This is a genomic window from Mixta theicola, assembly GCF_002895925.1.
Classification (GTDB): domain Bacteria; phylum Pseudomonadota; class Gammaproteobacteria; order Enterobacterales; family Enterobacteriaceae; genus Mixta; species Mixta theicola.
On sequence record NZ_NWUO01000014.1, the window covers coordinates 22,581 to 38,990 of the forward strand.

The 16,410-nt window shown below is 55.8% G+C and carries 14 protein-coding genes and 4 tRNA genes; 14 read left to right on the forward strand and 4 right to left on the reverse strand.

Features of this window, described 5'->3' with window-relative positions:
• The first annotated feature begins 13 nt into the window (after positions 1 to 13).
• The 14 genes from wecB (at position 14) to COO59_RS16695 (ending at position 11,209) form a co-directional block, all read left to right on the forward strand.
• Positions 14 to 1,144, forward strand: a complete 1,131-nt coding sequence (gene wecB, locus COO59_RS16630) for a non-hydrolyzing UDP-N-acetylglucosamine 2-epimerase (RefSeq protein ID WP_103060864.1) — start codon at positions 14 to 16, stop codon at positions 1,142 to 1,144.
• Positions 1,141 to 2,403, forward strand: a complete 1,263-nt coding sequence (gene wecC, locus COO59_RS16635) for a UDP-N-acetyl-D-mannosamine dehydrogenase (protein WP_103060865.1) — start codon at positions 1,141 to 1,143, stop codon at positions 2,401 to 2,403. Before wecB ends, wecC begins: the two co-directional genes overlap by 4 nt.
• Positions 2,394 to 3,473, forward strand: coding sequence for a dTDP-glucose 4,6-dehydratase (gene rffG, locus COO59_RS16640; protein WP_103060866.1), 1,080 nt, complete (start codon positions 2,394 to 2,396; stop codon positions 3,471 to 3,473). The genes wecC and rffG overlap by 10 nt, the downstream gene beginning before the upstream one ends.
• An 11-nt stretch (positions 3,474 to 3,484) precedes the next feature.
• Positions 3,485 to 4,366 carry a glucose-1-phosphate thymidylyltransferase RfbA gene (rfbA, locus tag COO59_RS16645; RefSeq protein WP_103060867.1) on the forward strand — a complete coding sequence of 294 codons (882 nt, stop codon included), beginning with the start codon at positions 3,485 to 3,487 and terminating at the stop codon, positions 4,364 to 4,366.
• Positions 4,344 to 5,036 carry a dTDP-4-amino-4,6-dideoxy-D-galactose acyltransferase gene (gene rffC, locus COO59_RS16650; RefSeq protein ID WP_103060868.1) on the forward strand — a complete coding sequence of 231 codons (693 nt, stop codon included), beginning with the start codon at positions 4,344 to 4,346 and terminating at the stop codon, positions 5,034 to 5,036. The genes rfbA and rffC overlap by 23 nt, the downstream gene beginning before the upstream one ends.
• Before the next feature lie 4 nt (positions 5,037 to 5,040).
• Positions 5,041 to 6,171: a dTDP-4-amino-4,6-dideoxygalactose transaminase gene (gene rffA, locus COO59_RS16655; RefSeq protein ID WP_103060869.1), complete on the forward strand. Its 1,131-nt coding sequence runs from the start codon at positions 5,041 to 5,043 to the stop codon at positions 6,169 to 6,171.
• 1 nt (position 6,172) lies between these two features.
• On the forward strand, positions 6,173 to 7,423 hold the full coding sequence (gene wzxE, locus COO59_RS16660) for a lipid III flippase WzxE (RefSeq protein ID WP_103060870.1): 1,251 nt from the start codon (positions 6,173 to 6,175) through the stop codon (positions 7,421 to 7,423).
• Positions 7,420 to 8,493, forward strand: a complete 1,074-nt coding sequence (gene wecF / locus COO59_RS16665) for a TDP-N-acetylfucosamine:lipid II N-acetylfucosaminyltransferase (protein WP_103060871.1) — start codon at positions 7,420 to 7,422, stop codon at positions 8,491 to 8,493. The genes wzxE and wecF overlap by 4 nt, the downstream gene beginning before the upstream one ends.
• Positions 8,490 to 9,866, forward strand: a complete 1,377-nt coding sequence (wzyE, locus tag COO59_RS16670) for an ECA oligosaccharide polymerase (protein ID WP_103060872.1) — start codon at positions 8,490 to 8,492, stop codon at positions 9,864 to 9,866. The genes wecF and wzyE overlap by 4 nt, the downstream gene beginning before the upstream one ends.
• Before the next feature lies 1 nt (position 9,867).
• Positions 9,868 to 10,608, forward strand: a complete 741-nt coding sequence (gene wecG, locus COO59_RS16675; protein WP_103060873.1) for a lipopolysaccharide N-acetylmannosaminouronosyltransferase — start codon at positions 9,868 to 9,870, stop codon at positions 10,606 to 10,608.
• A gap of 178 nt (positions 10,609 to 10,786) precedes the next feature.
• Positions 10,787 to 10,863: transfer RNA gene (locus COO59_RS16680), tRNA-Arg, on the forward strand.
• Positions 10,864 to 10,922: 59 nt separating this feature from the next.
• Positions 10,923 to 10,998, forward strand: a tRNA-His gene (locus tag COO59_RS16685).
• A gap of 16 nt (positions 10,999 to 11,014) precedes the next feature.
• Positions 11,015 to 11,101: transfer RNA gene (locus COO59_RS16690), tRNA-Leu, on the forward strand.
• Between the two features lie 31 nt (positions 11,102 to 11,132).
• Positions 11,133 to 11,209: transfer RNA gene (locus tag COO59_RS16695), tRNA-Pro, on the forward strand.
• An 884-nt stretch (positions 11,210 to 12,093) separates the two neighbouring features.
• On the opposite strand, the gene hemY is transcribed toward COO59_RS16695, so the two are convergent.
• Genes hemY through hemC form a run of 4 tightly spaced genes read right to left on the reverse strand, consistent with a single transcriptional unit; the run spans position 12,094 to position 16,125 of the window.
• Entirely contained in the window at positions 12,094 to 13,284 is a 1,191-nt protein-coding gene (gene hemY / locus COO59_RS16700) for a protoheme IX biogenesis protein HemY (protein WP_103060919.1), read from the reverse strand.
• A 2-nt stretch (positions 13,285 to 13,286) separates the two neighbouring features.
• Positions 13,287 to 14,423, reverse strand: coding sequence for a uroporphyrinogen-III C-methyltransferase (hemX, locus tag COO59_RS16705; protein ID WP_103060874.1), 1,137 nt, complete (start codon positions 14,421 to 14,423; stop codon positions 13,287 to 13,289).
• A 17-nt stretch (positions 14,424 to 14,440) separates the two neighbouring features.
• Positions 14,441 to 15,187: a uroporphyrinogen-III synthase gene (gene hemD, locus COO59_RS16710; protein ID WP_103060875.1), complete on the reverse strand. Its 747-nt coding sequence runs from the start codon at positions 15,185 to 15,187 to the stop codon at positions 14,441 to 14,443.
• Positions 15,184 to 16,125: a hydroxymethylbilane synthase gene (gene hemC / locus COO59_RS16715; protein ID WP_103060876.1), complete on the reverse strand. Its 942-nt coding sequence runs from the start codon at positions 16,123 to 16,125 to the stop codon at positions 15,184 to 15,186. Before hemC ends, hemD begins: the two co-directional genes overlap by 4 nt.
• Positions 16,126 to 16,410 lie beyond the last annotated feature (285 nt).

A 16,410-nucleotide genomic window follows, 5' to 3' on the forward strand; every position in this document is an offset into this window, starting at 1 on the left:
GAAGAGAAAAACAGTGAAAGTACTTACCGTTTTTGGCACGAGGCCGGAAGCTATCAAAATGGCGCCGCTGGTACATGCGCTGGCGAACGATGCCGCATTTGATGCCCGCCTATGTGTGACGGCCCAGCATCGTGAGATGCTCGATCAGGTGCTGCGTCTGTTCGCGCTAAAGCCGGACTATGACCTGGATATTATGCGCCCGGAGCAGGGGCTGACGGAAATTACCAGCCGGATACTGGAAGGGTTGAAAGGGGTATTTTCCTCTTTCCGTCCTGATGTGGTGCTGGTTCATGGCGATACCACCACGACGCTGGCAGCCAGCCTGGCCGCTTTTTATCATCGTATCCCGGTGGGACACGTTGAGGCCGGGCTGCGTACCGGCGATCTCTATTCTCCGTGGCCTGAAGAGGCGAACCGTAAGCTGACCGGGCATCTGGCTACGTGGCATTTTACCCCCACCGAATACTCCCGGCAGAACCTGCTGCGGGAAAACCTGCCGGATAAGCAGATATTTGTTACCGGCAATACGGTAATTGATGCGCTGTTCTGGGTACGCGATCGCGTTCTGTCCGATCGCCAGCACGATAAGAATCTGGCGGCGCGTTATCCTTTTCTTGATGCGGCAAAAAAGCTGATCCTGGTCACCGGACATCGCCGCGAAAGCTTTGGTGACGGCTTTGAACGCATCTGCAGCGCGCTGGCGACGCTGGCGCGTCAGCATCCTGAAATTCAGATTGTTTATCCGGTGCACCTGAACCCCAACGTCAGCGAGCCCGTTAAACGTATCCTGAGCGGCATCGACAATATTATTCTTATTGAGCCGCAGGAGTATTTGCCCTTTGTCTGGCTGATGAATCGGGCATGGTTGATCCTGACCGATTCCGGCGGCATCCAGGAAGAGGCGCCTTCGCTTGGCAAACCGGTACTGGTGATGCGCGAAACCACCGAGCGTCCTGAGGCGATTGACGCCGGAACGGTGCGCCTGGTGGGAACCAGCGAAGAGAAAATTGTTGCAGAGGTAACCCATCTGCTCACCCATGAAGAAGCCTGGCAGGCGATGAGCCATGCGCATAATCCGTATGGCGATGGTCATGCCTGCGCCCGCATTCTGCAGGCGCTAAAAAATCACAGAGTAACACTATGAGTTTTAAAACGATTTCGGTTATTGGCCTCGGTTATATCGGGCTGCCTACCGCCGCCGCGTTTGCCTCGCGCCAGCAGCATGTGGTGGGAATTGATATTAACGCGCGCGCGGTTGAGACCATTAACCGTGGCGAAATCCATATCGTCGAACCCGATCTGGATACGGTAGTAAAGCAGGCCGTACAGGACGGCTTTCTTCGTGCCGCCACGCAGCCGGTGGCGGCCGATGCGTTTCTGATCGCCGTTCCCACGCCGTTTAAAGGCGAGCATCAGCCGGATATGAGCTATGTGCAGGCGGCCGCGCTGTCGCTTGCGCCGGTATTGAAGCCGGGCGATTTAGTGATTCTGGAATCGACCTCGCCGGTTGGCGCAACGGAACAGATGGCGCATTGGCTGGCCGAAGCGCGCCCGGATCTGACCTTCCCACAGCAGCAGCCGGATAGCCCTGATATTCATATCGCCTACTGTCCTGAGCGGGTACTGCCCGGTCAGGTGATGGTTGAGCTGATTAAAAATGACCGCGTTATCGGCGGGATGACGCCAGCCTGCTCTGAGCGCGCCAGCGAACTGTACCGCATCTTTCTGGAAGGCGAATGCGTGGTCACCAATGCCCGCACTGCTGAAATGTGCAAGCTGACCGAAAACAGCTTCCGCGACGTCAATATCGCCTTTGCCAACGAACTGTCGCTCATTTGCGCGCAGCAGGGCATTAACGTATGGGAACTGATTGCGCTGGCTAACCGCCATCCGCGCGTCAATATTCTGCAACCGGGGCCGGGCGTTGGCGGCCACTGCATTGCGGTTGATCCCTGGTTCATCGTCGCGCAAAACCCTGAGCTGGCGCGACTTATCCGCACGGCGCGTGAAGTGAATGACGCCAAGCCGCACTGGGTGCTGGATCAGGTTAAAGCTGCGGTTGCCGACTGCCTGAGCGAAAGCGGCAAGCGCGCCAGTGAATTAACCATCGCCTGCTTTGGCCTGGCGTTTAAACCTAACATTGACGATTTACGTGAAAGCCCGGCGATGGAGGTGGCGCATCTGGTCGCCACCTGGCATAGCGGTACGACCTGGGTCGTGGAGCCTAACGTGCAGCAGGTTCCGGCAACGCTGGCCGATGAGGCGACGCTGGTAACATTGGATCAGGCGCTGCAGCAGGCCGATGTCCTGGTAATGTTGGTCGATCACCACGCCTTTAAAGCCGTGAGCGGCGATCGGGTCGCCCAGCGTTGGGTGGTGGATACGAAAGGAGTATGGCGATGAAGCAATTTCTGGTTACCGGCGGTGCGGGTTTTATCGGTTCAGCGGTAGTACGCCATCTTATTCAACATACGCAACACCGGGTGGTAGTGGTTGATAAACTGACCTATGCCGGCAATCTCTCCTCGCTGGCTCCGGTTGCGGATAGCGATCGCTTCGCCTTTGAAAAGGTCGATATTTGCGATCGCGCCGCGCTGGACCGCCTGATGGCGCACTATCAGCCCGATTGCATTATGCATCTGGCGGCGGAAAGCCATGTTGACCGCTCAATCGACAGCTCCTGGCCGTTTATTGAAACCAATATTGTCGGCACCTGGCAGATGCTGGAAGCAGCGCGTCATTACTGGCGCAGCCTGTCGGCCGAAAAACAGGCGGCGTTTGTTTTCCATCATATTTCCACTGACGAAGTGTTTGGCGATCTGCACGGCAGCGATGATTTCTTTACCGAAACCACGCCTTACGCGCCCAGCAGCCCTTACTCCGCCAGCAAAGCCAGCAGCGATCATCTGGTACGCGCCTGGATGCGCACCTATGGGCTGCCGGTTATCGTTACCAACTGTTCCAACAACTACGGCCCTTATCATTTCCCCGAAAAGCTTATCCCGCTGATGATTATCAACGCGCTGGCCGGCAAACCGCTGCCGGTCTATGGCGACGGCGGACAAATTCGCGACTGGCTGTATGTGGAAGATCATGCGCGGGCGCTGGTAACCGTGGTGAGCACCGGGAAAGCCGGGGAAACCTATAACATCGGCGGCCATAACGAACAGCGTAATATCGACGTGGTAGAGACGCTTTGCGATCTGCTGGAAGAGCTGGCACCGGCCAAACCGGCGGGGATCGCGCACTTTCGCGATCTGATCACGTTTGTCACCGATCGTCCTGGTCATGACCAGCGCTACGCCATTGACGCGGGTAAAATCGAGCGCGAACTGGGCTGGCGTCCGCAGGAGACGTTTGCAAGCGGCCTGCGTAAAACGGTGCAGTGGTATTTGAGTCATGAGATCTGGTGGCGCAGCATCCTGGATGGCAGCTATCAGGGCGAGCGGCTCGGACTTTCTTCCTCTCACTGAGGCGAAACATCATGAAAGGCATTATTCTGGCCGGTGGATCCGGCACGCGGCTGCATCCCATCACCCGTGGGCTATCGAAACAGCTGCTGCCCATCTATGACAAGCAGATGATCTATTATCCCCTGTCGGTATTAATGCTGGCAGGCATCCGCGAGATTCTGATTATTACAACGTCGGATGATATGTCGCATTTTCAACGCCTGCTGGGTGACGGCAGCGAATTCGGCATCCGGCTGGAGTATGCGGCCCAGCCCAGCCCGGACGGTCTGGCGCAGGCGTTTATCATTGGCGAAACGTTCCTTAACGGCGAGCCGAGCTGTCTGGCGTTGGGCGATAATATCTGGTTCGGCCAGGGCTTCAGCCCCAAACTGAAAAAAGTGGCGGCGCGCAGCCAGGGCGCTACGGTGTTTGGCTACCAGGTTATGGACCCGGAGCGCTTTGGCGTGGTGGAATTTGACGACGATTTTCGCGCGCTTTCGCTGGAGGAAAAACCGGCCAAACCCAAATCTAACTGGGCGATAACCGGGCTTTACTTTTACGATAGCCAGGTGGTGGATTTTGCGCGTCAGGTAAAGCCTTCGGCGCGCGGCGAGCTGGAAATTACCTCAATTAACCAGCGCTATCTGGAACAGGGCGAACTAAGCGTTGAGCTGCTGGGCCGTGGTTTTGCCTGGCTTGATACCGGTACGCATGACAGCCTGATTGAGGCCAGCACATTTGTGCAAACGGTTGAAAAACGGCAGGGCTTTAAAATCGCCTGTCTGGAAGAGATCGCCTGGCGCAACGGCTGGCTGGACGATGATGGCTTGCGCCGTGCGGCTCAGGCACTGCATAAAACCGGCTACGGCCAGTATCTGCTGGATATTTTACATGCGCGTCCACGCCAGTATTAAAACGCTCGACTGGGAAAATGCCTTCTTCCAACGCCACGGCGCTCAGCTGGTATGGGATGCTGCCGCCACGCTCGATCTGGCACAGCTCGATGCGTTTGACCTGGTGCAGGCAAAAGTCGACAGCCAGCAGACAGCGCTGCTGGATACGCTACAGCAGTTGGGATTTCGCCTGGTGGAAGGAGAAGCAGATCTGCAGCTGGCGGTAGCGGCCGGTGAGCGACAGTCCGGTATACGTATCGCGCGTCCTGAGCATATTCCAGCATTGCGTACCGCAGCCGGCGCTGCCTTTGCTTACAGCCGCTTTCGCGCGCCCTGGTATCAGCCGCACGACAGCGCCCGCTTTTATGCGCAATGGATCGAAAACGCGGTGCGCGGCACTTTCGATAATCAGTGTCTGGTCGCGCATGATGAACAGGGCAAGCTACAGGGGTTCGTTTCGCTACGCGAACAGGGGGCCGATGAGGCGCGTATCGGCCTGCTGGCAACGCTGCCGACGGCACAGGGCCAGGGCGTCGGCACGCGGCTGATGCTGGCGGCGCTTGACTGGTGCCGGGCGCGGCGGCGGAACAAACTGCGCGTTGCGACGCAGCTCAGCAATCTGGCCGCAATGCGGCTCTATCTTCGTTGCGGTGCCACCCTTGAGAGCACCGCCTACTGGTTATACAGGTAACGTCATGATTCCATTTAATGCGCCACCGGTGGTGGGAACCGAAGTTGAATATATGCAATCCGCCATGAGCAGCGGCAAGCTGTGCGGCGACGGCGGCTTTACGCGCCGCTGCCAGCAGTGGATGGAGCAGCGTTTCGCCAGTAAAAAGGTACTGCTGACGCCTTCCTGCACCGCGTCGCTGGAAATGGCCGCGCTGCTGATCGATATTCAGCCCGGCGATGAAGTAATTATGCCGAGCTATACCTTTGTTTCTACCGCCAATGCTTTTGTACTGCGCGGCGCGAAGATTGTCTTTGTTGACGTGCATCCTGAGACGTTGAACATTGATGAAACCCGTATCGAAGCGGCAATCACTGAAAAAACGCGGGCTATCGTGCCGGTCCACTACGCGGGCGTGGCCTGTGAAATGGACACCATCATGGCGCTGGCAAAAAAGCATCAGCTGTATGTGATTGAGGATGCGGCGCAGGGCGTAATGTCCACTTATAAAGGATGCGCGCTGGGCAGCATTGGCCACATCGGCTGCTTCAGCTTTCATGAAACGAAAAACTACACCGCAGGCGGTGAAGGCGGCGCAACGCTGATCAACGACAGCGCGCTGGTGGAACGCGCGGAAATCATCCGGGAAAAAGGCACCAACCGCAGCCAGTTTTTCCGTGGACAGGTGGATAAATATACCTGGCGCGATATTGGCTCCAGCTACCTGATGTCCGATTTGCAGGCGGCCTACCTGTGGGCGCAGCTGGAAGCGGCAACGCATATTAACCAGCAGCGGCTACGTCTCTGGCAGCGTTATTATGATGCTCTGAAGCCGGTTGCGGCCCGTGGCCGTCTTGAACTGCCCACCATCCCATCGCACTGCGAACACAATGCGCATATGTTTTACATTAAACTGCGCGACGCGGACGATCGGGCGGCGCTAATTAACTGGTTAAAAGAGGCGGAGATTCTGGCGGTATTCCATTACATTCCGCTGCATAGCTCGCCAGCGGGAGAGCAGTTTGGCCGCTTTGCGGGCGAGGATCGCTACACCACCGTTGAAAGTGAGCGTCTGCTGCGTCTGCCGCTGTTTTATAATCTGTCAGAGAACAATCAAAGCACCGTTATTAATTCTCTGCTGAGCTTCTTCTCCTGATATGTCATTAGCAAAAGCGTCGGTGTGGACGGCAGCGTCCACGCTGGTAAAAATTGCTGCCGGCCTGCTGGTAGTAAAGCTGCTTGCGGTTAGCTTTGGGCCGGAAGGGGTTGGCCAGGCGGGCAACTTCCGCCAGCTGATCACCGTGCTGGGCGTGCTGGCGGGGGCCGGTATCTTTAATGGCGTGACCAAATATGTGGCGCAGTATCAACAACAGCCGCAGCAGCTGGCCGCCGTAACCGGCACCGCCACTTCAATGATGCTTGGTTTTTCCACGCTGCTGGCGGTGGTTTTTCTGCTGGCCGCCGCGCCCATCAGCCAGCTGCTGTTTGGCCACGATCGCTATCAGCAGGTGATTCGCATAGTGGCTTTTTTGCAGATGGGGATCGCCTGGGCCAATCTGGCGCTGGCGATCATGAAAGGGTTCCGCGATGCGATGGGCAATGCGCTGTCGCTGATGGCGGGCAGCGTGATTGGCGTGATCGGCTATGTAATCTGTTACTGGCTCGGCGGCTATAGTGGTGCGCTGGTCGGGCTGGCGCTGGTGCCGGCGCTGATCGTAATCCCGGCGCTGCTGCTGCTGATAAAGCGCGACCATTTACCGCTGCGTGCGCTGTCGCCGCGCTGGCAGGGCGATCTGGCGCGTCAGCTGGCCAAATTTACGCTGATGGCGTTAATCACTTCCGCCACGCTTCCCATCGCCTGGATGATGATGCGTAACCTGCTGGCGGCGCGCTACAGCTGGGAGGAAGTCGGGCTGTGGCAGGGCGTTACCACTATTTCCGACGCCTGGCTGCAGTTTATTACCGCCACCTTTAGCGTCTGGCTGCTGCCAACGCTCTCACGCCTGAACACTAAGGCTGAAATCTCACGCGAAATTTTCCGTACGCTGCGCTTTGTGCTGCCGGCGGTGGCCGCCGTGGGCTGTTGCGTCTGGCTGCTGCGCGATGTGGCGATCTGGCTGCTGTTTTCCAGCCGGTTCGCCGGCATGCGCGATCTGTTTATCTGGCAGCTGCCTGGCGATGTGCTCAAGGTGGGGGCCTATGTTTTCGGCTATTTAGTGATTGCGAAAGCCTCGCTGCGTTTTTATATTGCCGCCGAGCTTAGCCAGTTTATTTTGCTGACCGCTTTTTCGCGCTGGTTAATTCCGCCTTATGGCGCGATCGGCGCCGCGCAGGCCTATATGGCTACCTATATTGTCTATTTCGCGCTCTGTTTATGCGCTTTTTTGATTTATCGCCGAAGAGTATGACGACATTGATTCATGTACTGGGTTCGGATATTCCGCATCATAACCAGACTATCCTGCGCTTTTTTAATGATGTAATGCGTGAAGCGCAGCCGTGCCGCACGCCGCGCACCTTTATGGTCGTTAGCCGGGATGAGACGCTCGCCGCTGCCTGGCCGGCATTACAGGTGCAAATTTTTGCCAGTAAAAAAGCGCTGGCGCAGGCGGTGCTGCAGCGTGCGCGCGATCGGCAAACTCGCTTTTTCCTGCACGGGCAGTTTAATCCCTGGCTGTGGCTGGCGTTACTGAACGGCGGCCTGCGGCGCCATCAGGTTTACTGGCATGTCTGGGGAGCGGACCTGTATGAAGAGTCACACAGCCTGAAATTCCGCCTGTTTTATCAGCTGCGTCGTCTGGCGCAGGGGCGGATAGCGCACCTTTTCGCTACCCGTGGCGATATTAGTCATTACCAGCAGCGCCATCGACACGTACCGACTTCGCTGCTCTATTTCCCAACGCGGATGCATCAGGCTATGCCAGCCCGTCAGCGGCAGGATCAAACCTTTACGCTGCTGCTGGGTAATTCCGGCGATCCCAGCAACCGCCATATTCCGGGGCTGCAGGCTATCCGGCAGCAGTTTGGCGAGCAGGTCAGGGTGGTGGTGCCGCTCGGTTATCCGCAAAATAACCAGGCCTATATCAGCCAGGTGAGCGCGGCCGCCAACGACCTGTTTCCCAACGGCCAGGTAGAACTGCTGACCGATAAAATGGCGTTTGATGACTATCTGCAGCTGATCGCCGACTGCGATTTGGGCTATTTTGTTTTTGAGCGTCAGCAGGGCATCGGGACGCTTTGCCTGCTGATACAGGCCAGTGTGCCGGTGGTGCTGAACCGGAAAAATCCGTTCTGGCAGGATATGGTAGAGCAACAGCTTCCCGTACTGTTTGATAATGATGCGCTGAGCCTGGAAATTGTCGCGCAGGCTCGTCAACAGCTTTCCGGCATTGATAAAGGCGGTATCGCCTTCTTCGATCCGGCATTTGTTACCGGCTGGCAGCAGGCGCTAACGCTGGCAGAAGGAGAATTGCCATGAGTCTCACGCAGTTTGGTGGCCTGTTGCTGGTCTGGCTGGTTTCGCTGGGCTTTATTCTGACGCTGACGTGGCGCGAATTTCGTCGGGTGCGCTTTAACTTCAACGTCTTTTTTTCGCTGCTGTTTTTGCTGACCTTCTATTTCGGCTTTCCCTTAACCTGTCTGCTGGTCTTCCGGTTTGATGTAGCGGTGGTGCCGCCGGAATTTTTGTTACAGGCGCTGCTCGCAGCCGGCAGTTTTTACGCAATTTATTATGTCAGCTACAAAACGCGCCTGCGGGCGCCGCGGCCTGATACCGGGCGCAGTCTGTTTACCGTTAACCGGGTAGAGGCGCATCTGATCTGGGGCATTCTGGCGCTGCTGGCGTTGGTTACCGTGGCGATATTCTTTATGCGTAACGGCTTTCTGCTGTTCCGTCTGCATGCGTACAGCGAGATATTTTCCAGCGAGGTTTCCGGCGTTGCGCTCAAACGCTTCTTCTATTTCTTTATTCCGGCGATGCTGGTGGTTTACTTCCTGCAGCCAGGACGACGCGCCTGGCTGTTCTTCCTTGTCAGCACCGTTGCCTTTGGCCTGCTGACCTATGCCATTGTTGGCGGCACGCGCGCCAATATTATTATCGCCTTTGCCCTGTTTCTGTTTATCGGCATTATCCGCGGCTGGATCACGCTGTGGATGCTAGCTGCCGCTGGCGCGTTTGGCATTGTCGGTATGTTCTGGCTGGCGCTGCGGCGCTATAACCTCGACGTCAGCGGTGCAGAGGCGCTGTATACTTTTCTTTATCTGACGCGCGACACCTTCTCGCCCTGGGAAAACCTGGCGTTGCTGCTGCAAAACTACGACAACATTCACTTCCAGGGGCTGGCGCCGATTGTTCGTGATTTCTACGTCTATATTCCCGGCTGGCTGTGGCCGAATCGTCCTTCGCTGGTGCTGAATAGCGCGAACTACTTCACTTGGGAAGTGCTGAATAACCACTCAGGACTGGCGATCTCCCCTACATTGCTGGGCTCGCTGATCGTAATGGGCGGCGCGGCCTTTATTCCGGTCGGCGCGGTTGCGGTGGGCCTGATTATCAAATGGTTTGACTGGCTTTATGAACGCGGTAAGCAGCATTCGAACCGCTATAAATCGGCAATCTTACAGAGCTTCTGTTTCGGTGCGGTGTTCAACATGATTGTGCTGGCGCGTGAGGGGCTGGATGCCTTTGTCAGCCGTGTGGTTTTTTTCTGTTTGATTTTTGCTGCCTGCGTCACGATCGCCAAGTTACTTTTCTGGCTGCTGGACAGCGCCGGTTTGATTCGTCCGCGTCGACGCGCTGGCGTGATGGCGGAAGCGTTACCCGCGACGCCGGAACGATGTGAGGATTACTAAAATGAATGTCACGCCGAAGGCGCCCCAATACCAAATTCGTGGCATCAGGCTACAGGGTTTTCCCGGCATGACTGAATGTCTGGACTATCTCTGCCCGGACGGAAATGCGCGTAGCGGCACCCTGGTCGCCATCAATGCGGAGAAAGTGCTGGCCTATGAGGAGAACCCGGCGCTGCATCAGCTTATTGACGCGGCGGAAATCAAATATCCTGACGGTATTAGCATTGTGCGCGCTATCCGTAAAAAGTATCCGCAGGCGCAGGTCACGCGCATCGCCGGCGCCGATTTGTGGGAGGCGCTAATGGAGCGCGCCGGTCAGCAGAACATTCCGGTATTTCTGATTGGCGGTAAGCCGCAGATAATGGAAGAGACGGTAGCGAAACTGCGCCAGCAGTGGCAGGTGAATATCGTTGGTACGCAGCACGGCTATTTCAGCGCAGACGACAGCGAAGCGCTGTTTAAGCGCGTGGCGCAGAGCAGGGCGCAGATTGTCACGGTGGCAATGGGATCGCCGAAGCAGGAACTGCTGATGCAGGCGTGCAGAAATATCTGGCCGCAGGCGCTCTATATGGGCGTCGGCGGCACCTATGATGTGTTTACCGGGCACGTTAAGCGCGCGCCGGTTATCTGGCAACGTTTAGGCCTGGAGTGGCTTTACCGCTTACTAAGCCAGCCCAGCCGCCTGCGCCGTCAGCTGCGGCTGATAAAATTCCTGCGTTATTACTATCGCGGTCAGCTATAAAGACCCGCTGTTTCAGGGCGTCAAACGGCTAAACGGCGTATTTTTATGCGCTTGCCGCCCTGAAGTGGCGTTTGTTTAGACGGAATGCACAAAGCGTAATCAAACGCGTTTTTTTCTTAAAAAAGCACTGGACAGCTTCGGTGCAAATCCGTAGTATCCCCATCCGCAACGGCGCTACGCGCCCGTAGCTCAGCTGGATAGAGCGCTGCCCTCCGGAGGCAGAGGTCTCAGGTTCGAATCCTGTCGGGCGCGCCATTAACCGGGCGCAAGAGCTGCGGTGGTAACATTTACCGCGTTAGTAGTAAGAAGTAATGGTGGCTATAGCTCAGTTGGTAGAGCCCTGGATTGTGATTCCAGTTGTCGTGGGTTCGAGTCCCATTAGCCACCCCAACTTTTGCTGGAACATGCGAAGGTGGCGGAATTGGTAGACGCGCTAGCTTCAGGTGTTAGTGTCTTAACGGACGTGAGGGTTCAAGTCCCTCTCTTCGCACCAGGCAAAAGAAAGTAAGATAAGAGCATTATGTCGGCGAGTAGCGCAGCTTGGTAGCGCAACTGGTTTGGGACCAGTGGGTCGGAGGTTCGAATCCTCTCTCGCCGACCATCTTATTAACCTGCGTTTGCAGGTTTTTTTGTATCTGATATTCTGCTTCTGCTTCTGCTTCTGCTTCTGCTTCTGCTTCTGCTTCTGCTTCTGCTTCTGCTTCTGCTTTATTTATCCTCAATATTTTTATCAAAGCCAGCCTGACGCCATTGCTTAAGTAAGCGTTGTCGGGAATGCGGCTACTAAAACCCTTTCTTTTATCTTTTTTACCTTTGGGTCGGCCAGCCAGTAGCGTTGAATGAGGGTGACGAGAGGACATTTTAAGATGCGGGAGCGATCGCGCTTTTGCTTAATATTATGCCGTTGTCGCTCTTTTTACCGCTTATGTCTCTGACTGGAGACATATAAGCCATTAATTTTACTGTTATTATTTTTGCTGGTCATGGAGTGTCTCAGAATAGCGACAAGTTATTTTCAGACTGTCGCCAGTTAATGACAAGCATAAAAAATGTGGGAGCGGCTTATCGAAATATTGCTTTCCTGTTCAAAGAGATAAGAAATTAATTGGCAGATAAGCGCAGCCTGGCACAGCTTGTGCAATAATATCAGCGTAGATGCTCATTCCACCTCTTATGTTCGCTTCGGCTTCATAAACCCAGGAATGATGCAGAGCCAAATTAGGGTACCCGTTGTCCAGCCAGCCAATATCGTTCGCCTTATTGGATTTAAGGGCACTACGTTGAGTCGGGTACCAATCCGGTTGTCTTACCGACCTGATCTTTACACCTGCCTGTTTTAGGCAGGTGTTTTTTTATCTGCGTACGGGGAATCATTCTGGCTGAACGAGCATGGCGGGGAAAGTGGTTTCGCTATCGCGTTAAGTCAGCATATGAATGTGCCCATAAAAAAGCCGGGTTTCATCCCGGCTTTTATCAGCGCTGTAATTAGCGATTGTTTTTTAACGTCAGCAATAAACCTTCACGGCGCATTTGGGCGGCCTCTTCCGGGTGATGCAGCCGATCCAGCGTATCGGCCAGCCAGGCATAATCAAAGCCGTCCGGGCGCTGCTTCAGCGCTTCCCTGAACGCCTCGCTTGCCTGCTGCCATTCACCGTGTTTCATCAACAGCTGGCCCAGGGTGCTGTACAGCAAAGGCGTGGCGCCGTGCTGTTTAATCTGCTGGCGCAGCGCTTTTTCCAGCTGTTCCGGATTGCCGGTTTTCAGGCGAGGCATCAAGAGGATCAGACGCTCATCATAGTGACGCTTCAGACCATCCAGCACGATCTGTTGAGCGGTGTCATGATCGTCGCAGGCAATGAGATGATCCGCCATCGCCACCTGCAGCGCCGTTTCGTGTCGCGTTTTGCGGCTCAGGCTTTGCCACCAGCGCTTCAGGCCTTCGCTCCCCTGATCCGCCATCGCCTGGTTCATCAGACCAAGCCAGGCCTGCTGACGCAGCGCGTTAATATGCTCTTCGTCTGCAACCTGCGTTTTTTCCATTGTCGGCAGTATATCGATCAGCGCGCTCCAGCCGCCGGTGCGTACATAGGCCTGTTCCGCCAGGCGCAGCACTTCCGGATGACGCGGTGCAACGTCCAACAAACGATCGATACCATGACGAGCGGCGTGATCTTCATTACGTGACAGCTGAAGACGAACGCGGGTAATTTCTACCGGAATAGGATCGTTATGGGCCAGCTCTGCGGCCCTTTCCAAATGCTGATTCGCTCGCATTTCGTCGCCGCGCTGCTGTGCCGCTTCCGCCGCCAACAGATAATTTACCACCGGCTGTTCAGCATGATCGGCATTGCGCGACAGCAGCTTTTCCACCTGGCGATAATCGCCTTCCGCCAGCTTAATCAGCGCTTCGTGCGTTTGACGGCGGGCGCGATTACGCTTGCGTCCCATAAACCAGCCGCGTGTTCTGGCGCCGGTACGCAACAGGCGACGCAGCAGCCATTCAACGGCAAGGATCACCAACAGTGAGACGATAAGGATGATCGTCAGGCCCGTTACGCTGGTTTCAATATTCCAGTTGTCGGTCTGGATCAGCACATAACCCTGGTGACCCGCAATCATGGGGCCAATGACAACGCCGGCGATAAGCAGGAGAAACAGTATAAAGACTTTTAGCATCATTACTCTCCCTGCTGCGGCTGCGCTGCCGGTTCAGCGGGCTGCGCCAGCAGGTTACGCACCCGCGTTTGCATTAGCTTGTCCAGCAACGGCTGGCTTTCCAACGACTCCGGGATTTCCATTGAGACATTCTGCTGGCTCAAATCATCAAGCTGCGCCAGAAAAGATTTAGTGCTGGCATCGCTGGTATCAAACCAGGCGCGTACCCAGGTCGATACGGTATCCACCGATTGCCGATAGATTTCATCCTGATGACGCGGTACTGCCTGCGCGGCGATAAGCAGACGTGAACGGATATTTTCACGCAGATAAACATCCTGATTCGGTGCCAACAGCGGCTCTGCGGTGCTGTCACGGCGGCGGATGGTAATAAAATCATCCATAAATTTGTGCCAGCTTTTAACCAGATTTTGTCGCCATTCGCGCAGTGAAGAACTCAGCTCATTGCTGTCGGCATCCATAGGCGCGTCATCGCTGTCGTTATCCGCCAGACGCAGATTATCGACGCCGTTAGAGAGCTGATTCAGCTTTAAAATAATGCCGTCGTAGTCAACCTGGCTTAGCGCCGAAAGATTGCTAATATCCTGCGTAATAGCCCGACGTACCGGAACCAGGCTGGGATCGTTCATATCAGCAAGGCTGGCATCCGCGCTTTTTAACAGCGCCGCTGCGGTGGTGACATCCTGATCGCTCCACAGCTTGCGCCCTGCCAGTTTCACCAGATAATCGGCCTGCGCCAGCAGCCAGGTTCGCGAATCGTTACCTGAAATGGTGGCCACTTTTTCTTTTAATTCAACCAGCTGTTGGCTTAAGGCTGCCTGCTGTGCGTGTGCGGTCTGCAGTTCGCTGCTCTGCGTGCTCAGCTGTTGTTTCAGCTGCGCCTTCTCGCGTTCACTTTGCTGTGACAGTGCGGCTAGCTGTTCGCTTAGCGTCTGGCTGACCTGCGCCTGTTGCTGCGCCTGATGACGCGCGTTGACCCATAGCCCAGCCCCAATTGCCAACGCAATTACAATCGCCAACGCACCCAGCGCGGTGCCGGTTTGGCCTGATTTACGCGGCGGCTTTTTGGCAGGCGTCGTGGTTTCTACCGCAGGCGTAGACTCTTCAACCATGGCGGAGGAATCTTTTTGTTCCGTCATTGTGGCACATCCCATTTTCAAGTTGTTTGTAACGCACGCACCAGCGCGTCGTTATCAGCACCATCAGCTACCTTGATATTATTCCAGCCAAGTTCCAGGGCCAGGGTAGCCAAACGTTCGCTGACGACCAGTAGCCGACAGCCCAGCAGCCATTCCTCACGATCGATTACAGGAAATAGCTGATGAAGTTGTTGCAACATCTCGCCGCTGGTAACCACCAGCGTATCAATACCGCGGTCGCTCCAGCGTTTTCCTTCACTGGGACCGTGATAAAACTTTTCACAGCGCTGATAGCATTCCAGGAAGCGGACTTCGGCACCGCGCTGCGTCAGCGTGGTGCCAAGCAGTTCGCGGCCGCCGTTGCCGCGCAGAATCAACGCTTTTTTTCCCTTCAGCCGTCGCAGCGTCGGCAATTGCAGCAGCATCTCGCTGGTTTCACGCTCTGGCGGCCAGACAACATTCAGCCCGCTCGCACAATGCAACGCCAGTGCGGTACTGCGCCCTATAGCATAATAGTCCAGCGAAGCGGGCCATGTTAAACCTGCCTGCTGCATACAGGGTTGGGCGTACTGCATAACATGCTGAGAAAGGACGAAAACCAGGTCGCCAGGCGACAGCGCGGCAAGCTGCTGGGGCAGCTGCGCCAGTTCACGGCCAGGGGAAAACTCGATTAATGGAAAGCCCCAGGCCGTATGGCCTAGCGCACACAGGCGCGTCACCAGCTCATCGCCTGCAGGAGAAGGGCGGGTGACAAGGATGTTCATGCCGGAGGATTCCCTTGATAAACATCGCGCAGAATTTCCCGTGCGCCGTTCTGAAGCAACTCATCCGCCAGCGAAATGCCCAGCTGCTCCGCCTGACCGCGCGGGCCGCGACGTTCGCCACGGATCATCGCCGTACCGTCTGGCGAACCTACCAGGCCGCGCAGCCAGATATTATCGCCTTCAAGAACGGCATAGCTACCGATAGGGACCTGGCAGCCGCCTTCCAGCCGCGTATTCATGGCGCGTTCCGCTTTTACGCGCGTTGCAGTATCGTCATCATTTAACGCCGCCAGTAGCATAATGGTCTGCTCATCATCAAGGCGACACTCAATTCCGACCGCGCCCTGGCCGACGGCGGGCAAAGAAACCTCGGCGGGAATAGCGTAACGAATGCGATCCTGCAGGCCGAGGCGTTTCAGGCCGGCGGCGGCCAGAATGATGGCGTCATATTCACCGGCGTCCAGCTTTGACAGCCGCGTACCGACATTGCCCCGCAGCGAGCGAATCGTTAGATCTGGCCGTAACTCGGCCAGCTGGCACTGACGACGCAGGCTGGATGTGCCGACAACAGCGCCCTGCGGTAATTCATCCAGCGTGGCGTACTGGTTCGAGACGAACGCATCCAGCGGATCTTCACGCTCGCAGATGGTTACCAGGCCCAAACCTTGCGGAAATTCTACCGGCACATCTTTCATTGAATGCACCGCTATATCGGCACGATTTTCAAGCATCGCCAGTTCAAGCTCTTTGACGAATAGCCCCTTACCGCCTACTTTTGCCAGCGGCGTATCGAGAATAATGTCGCCGCGCGTTACCATCGGCACCAGCTCCACCCGCAGCCCCGGATGACAGGCCATCAGACGCTGCTGAACATATTGTGCCTGCCATAACGCCAGCGGGCTTTGTCTGGTGGCAATTCTTAAAATTTTATCTAACATGCTTGATACCGTTTTGATCGTTCACTGATTATCCTATCATTGATACAGGAAGGCTGTCAGTTGCTACGATTTTTAGACGAGTAAGGGAAAGCGTAAAAAGGACAGGACAGAGCGATCGGCGGATAAAGCGTGCTAAACTGTTAAGTAGCGCAACTTTCTTTACGGTCAATCTGCCGGGTGTTAGATTGATCACGTTTCCAGCAGTAATCTGCCCGAAAATTTTTTTAATGAAGCGGCGGATCGGGGAAACAGGGTTATTTATAAGCACTGGGACAATCAGGCGAA

Excerpts from the sequence above, each read along its gene's own strand:
- wecC (WP_103060865.1), top strand. The coding sequence starts at position 1,141 with ATGAGTTTTAAAACGATTTCGGTTATTGGCCTCGGTTATATCGGGCTG.
- rffG (WP_103060866.1), top strand. The coding sequence starts at position 2,394 with ATGGCGATGAAGCAATTTCTGGTTACCGGCGGTGCGGGTTTTATCGGT.
- rfbA (WP_103060867.1), top strand. The coding sequence starts at position 3,485 with ATGAAAGGCATTATTCTGGCCGGTGGATCCGGCACGCGGCTGCATCCC.
- rffC (WP_103060868.1), top strand. The coding sequence starts at position 4,344 with ATGCGCGTCCACGCCAGTATTAAAACGCTCGACTGGGAAAATGCCTTC.
- rffA (WP_103060869.1), top strand. The coding sequence starts at position 5,041 with ATGATTCCATTTAATGCGCCACCGGTGGTGGGAACCGAAGTTGAATAT.
- wzxE (WP_103060870.1), top strand. The coding sequence starts at position 6,173 with ATGTCATTAGCAAAAGCGTCGGTGTGGACGGCAGCGTCCACGCTGGTA.
- wecF (WP_103060871.1), top strand. The coding sequence starts at position 7,420 with ATGACGACATTGATTCATGTACTGGGTTCGGATATTCCGCATCATAAC.
- wzyE (WP_103060872.1), top strand. The coding sequence starts at position 8,490 with ATGAGTCTCACGCAGTTTGGTGGCCTGTTGCTGGTCTGGCTGGTTTCG.
- wecG (WP_103060873.1), top strand. The coding sequence starts at position 9,868 with ATGAATGTCACGCCGAAGGCGCCCCAATACCAAATTCGTGGCATCAGG.
- hemY (WP_103060919.1), bottom strand. The coding sequence starts at position 13,284 with ATGCTAAAAGTCTTTATACTGTTTCTCCTGCTTATCGCCGGCGTTGTC.
- hemX (WP_103060874.1), bottom strand. The coding sequence starts at position 14,423 with ATGACGGAACAAAAAGATTCCTCCGCCATGGTTGAAGAGTCTACGCCT.
- hemD (WP_103060875.1), bottom strand. The coding sequence starts at position 15,187 with ATGAACATCCTTGTCACCCGCCCTTCTCCTGCAGGCGATGAGCTGGTG.
- hemC (WP_103060876.1), bottom strand. The coding sequence starts at position 16,125 with ATGTTAGATAAAATTTTAAGAATTGCCACCAGACAAAGCCCGCTGGCG.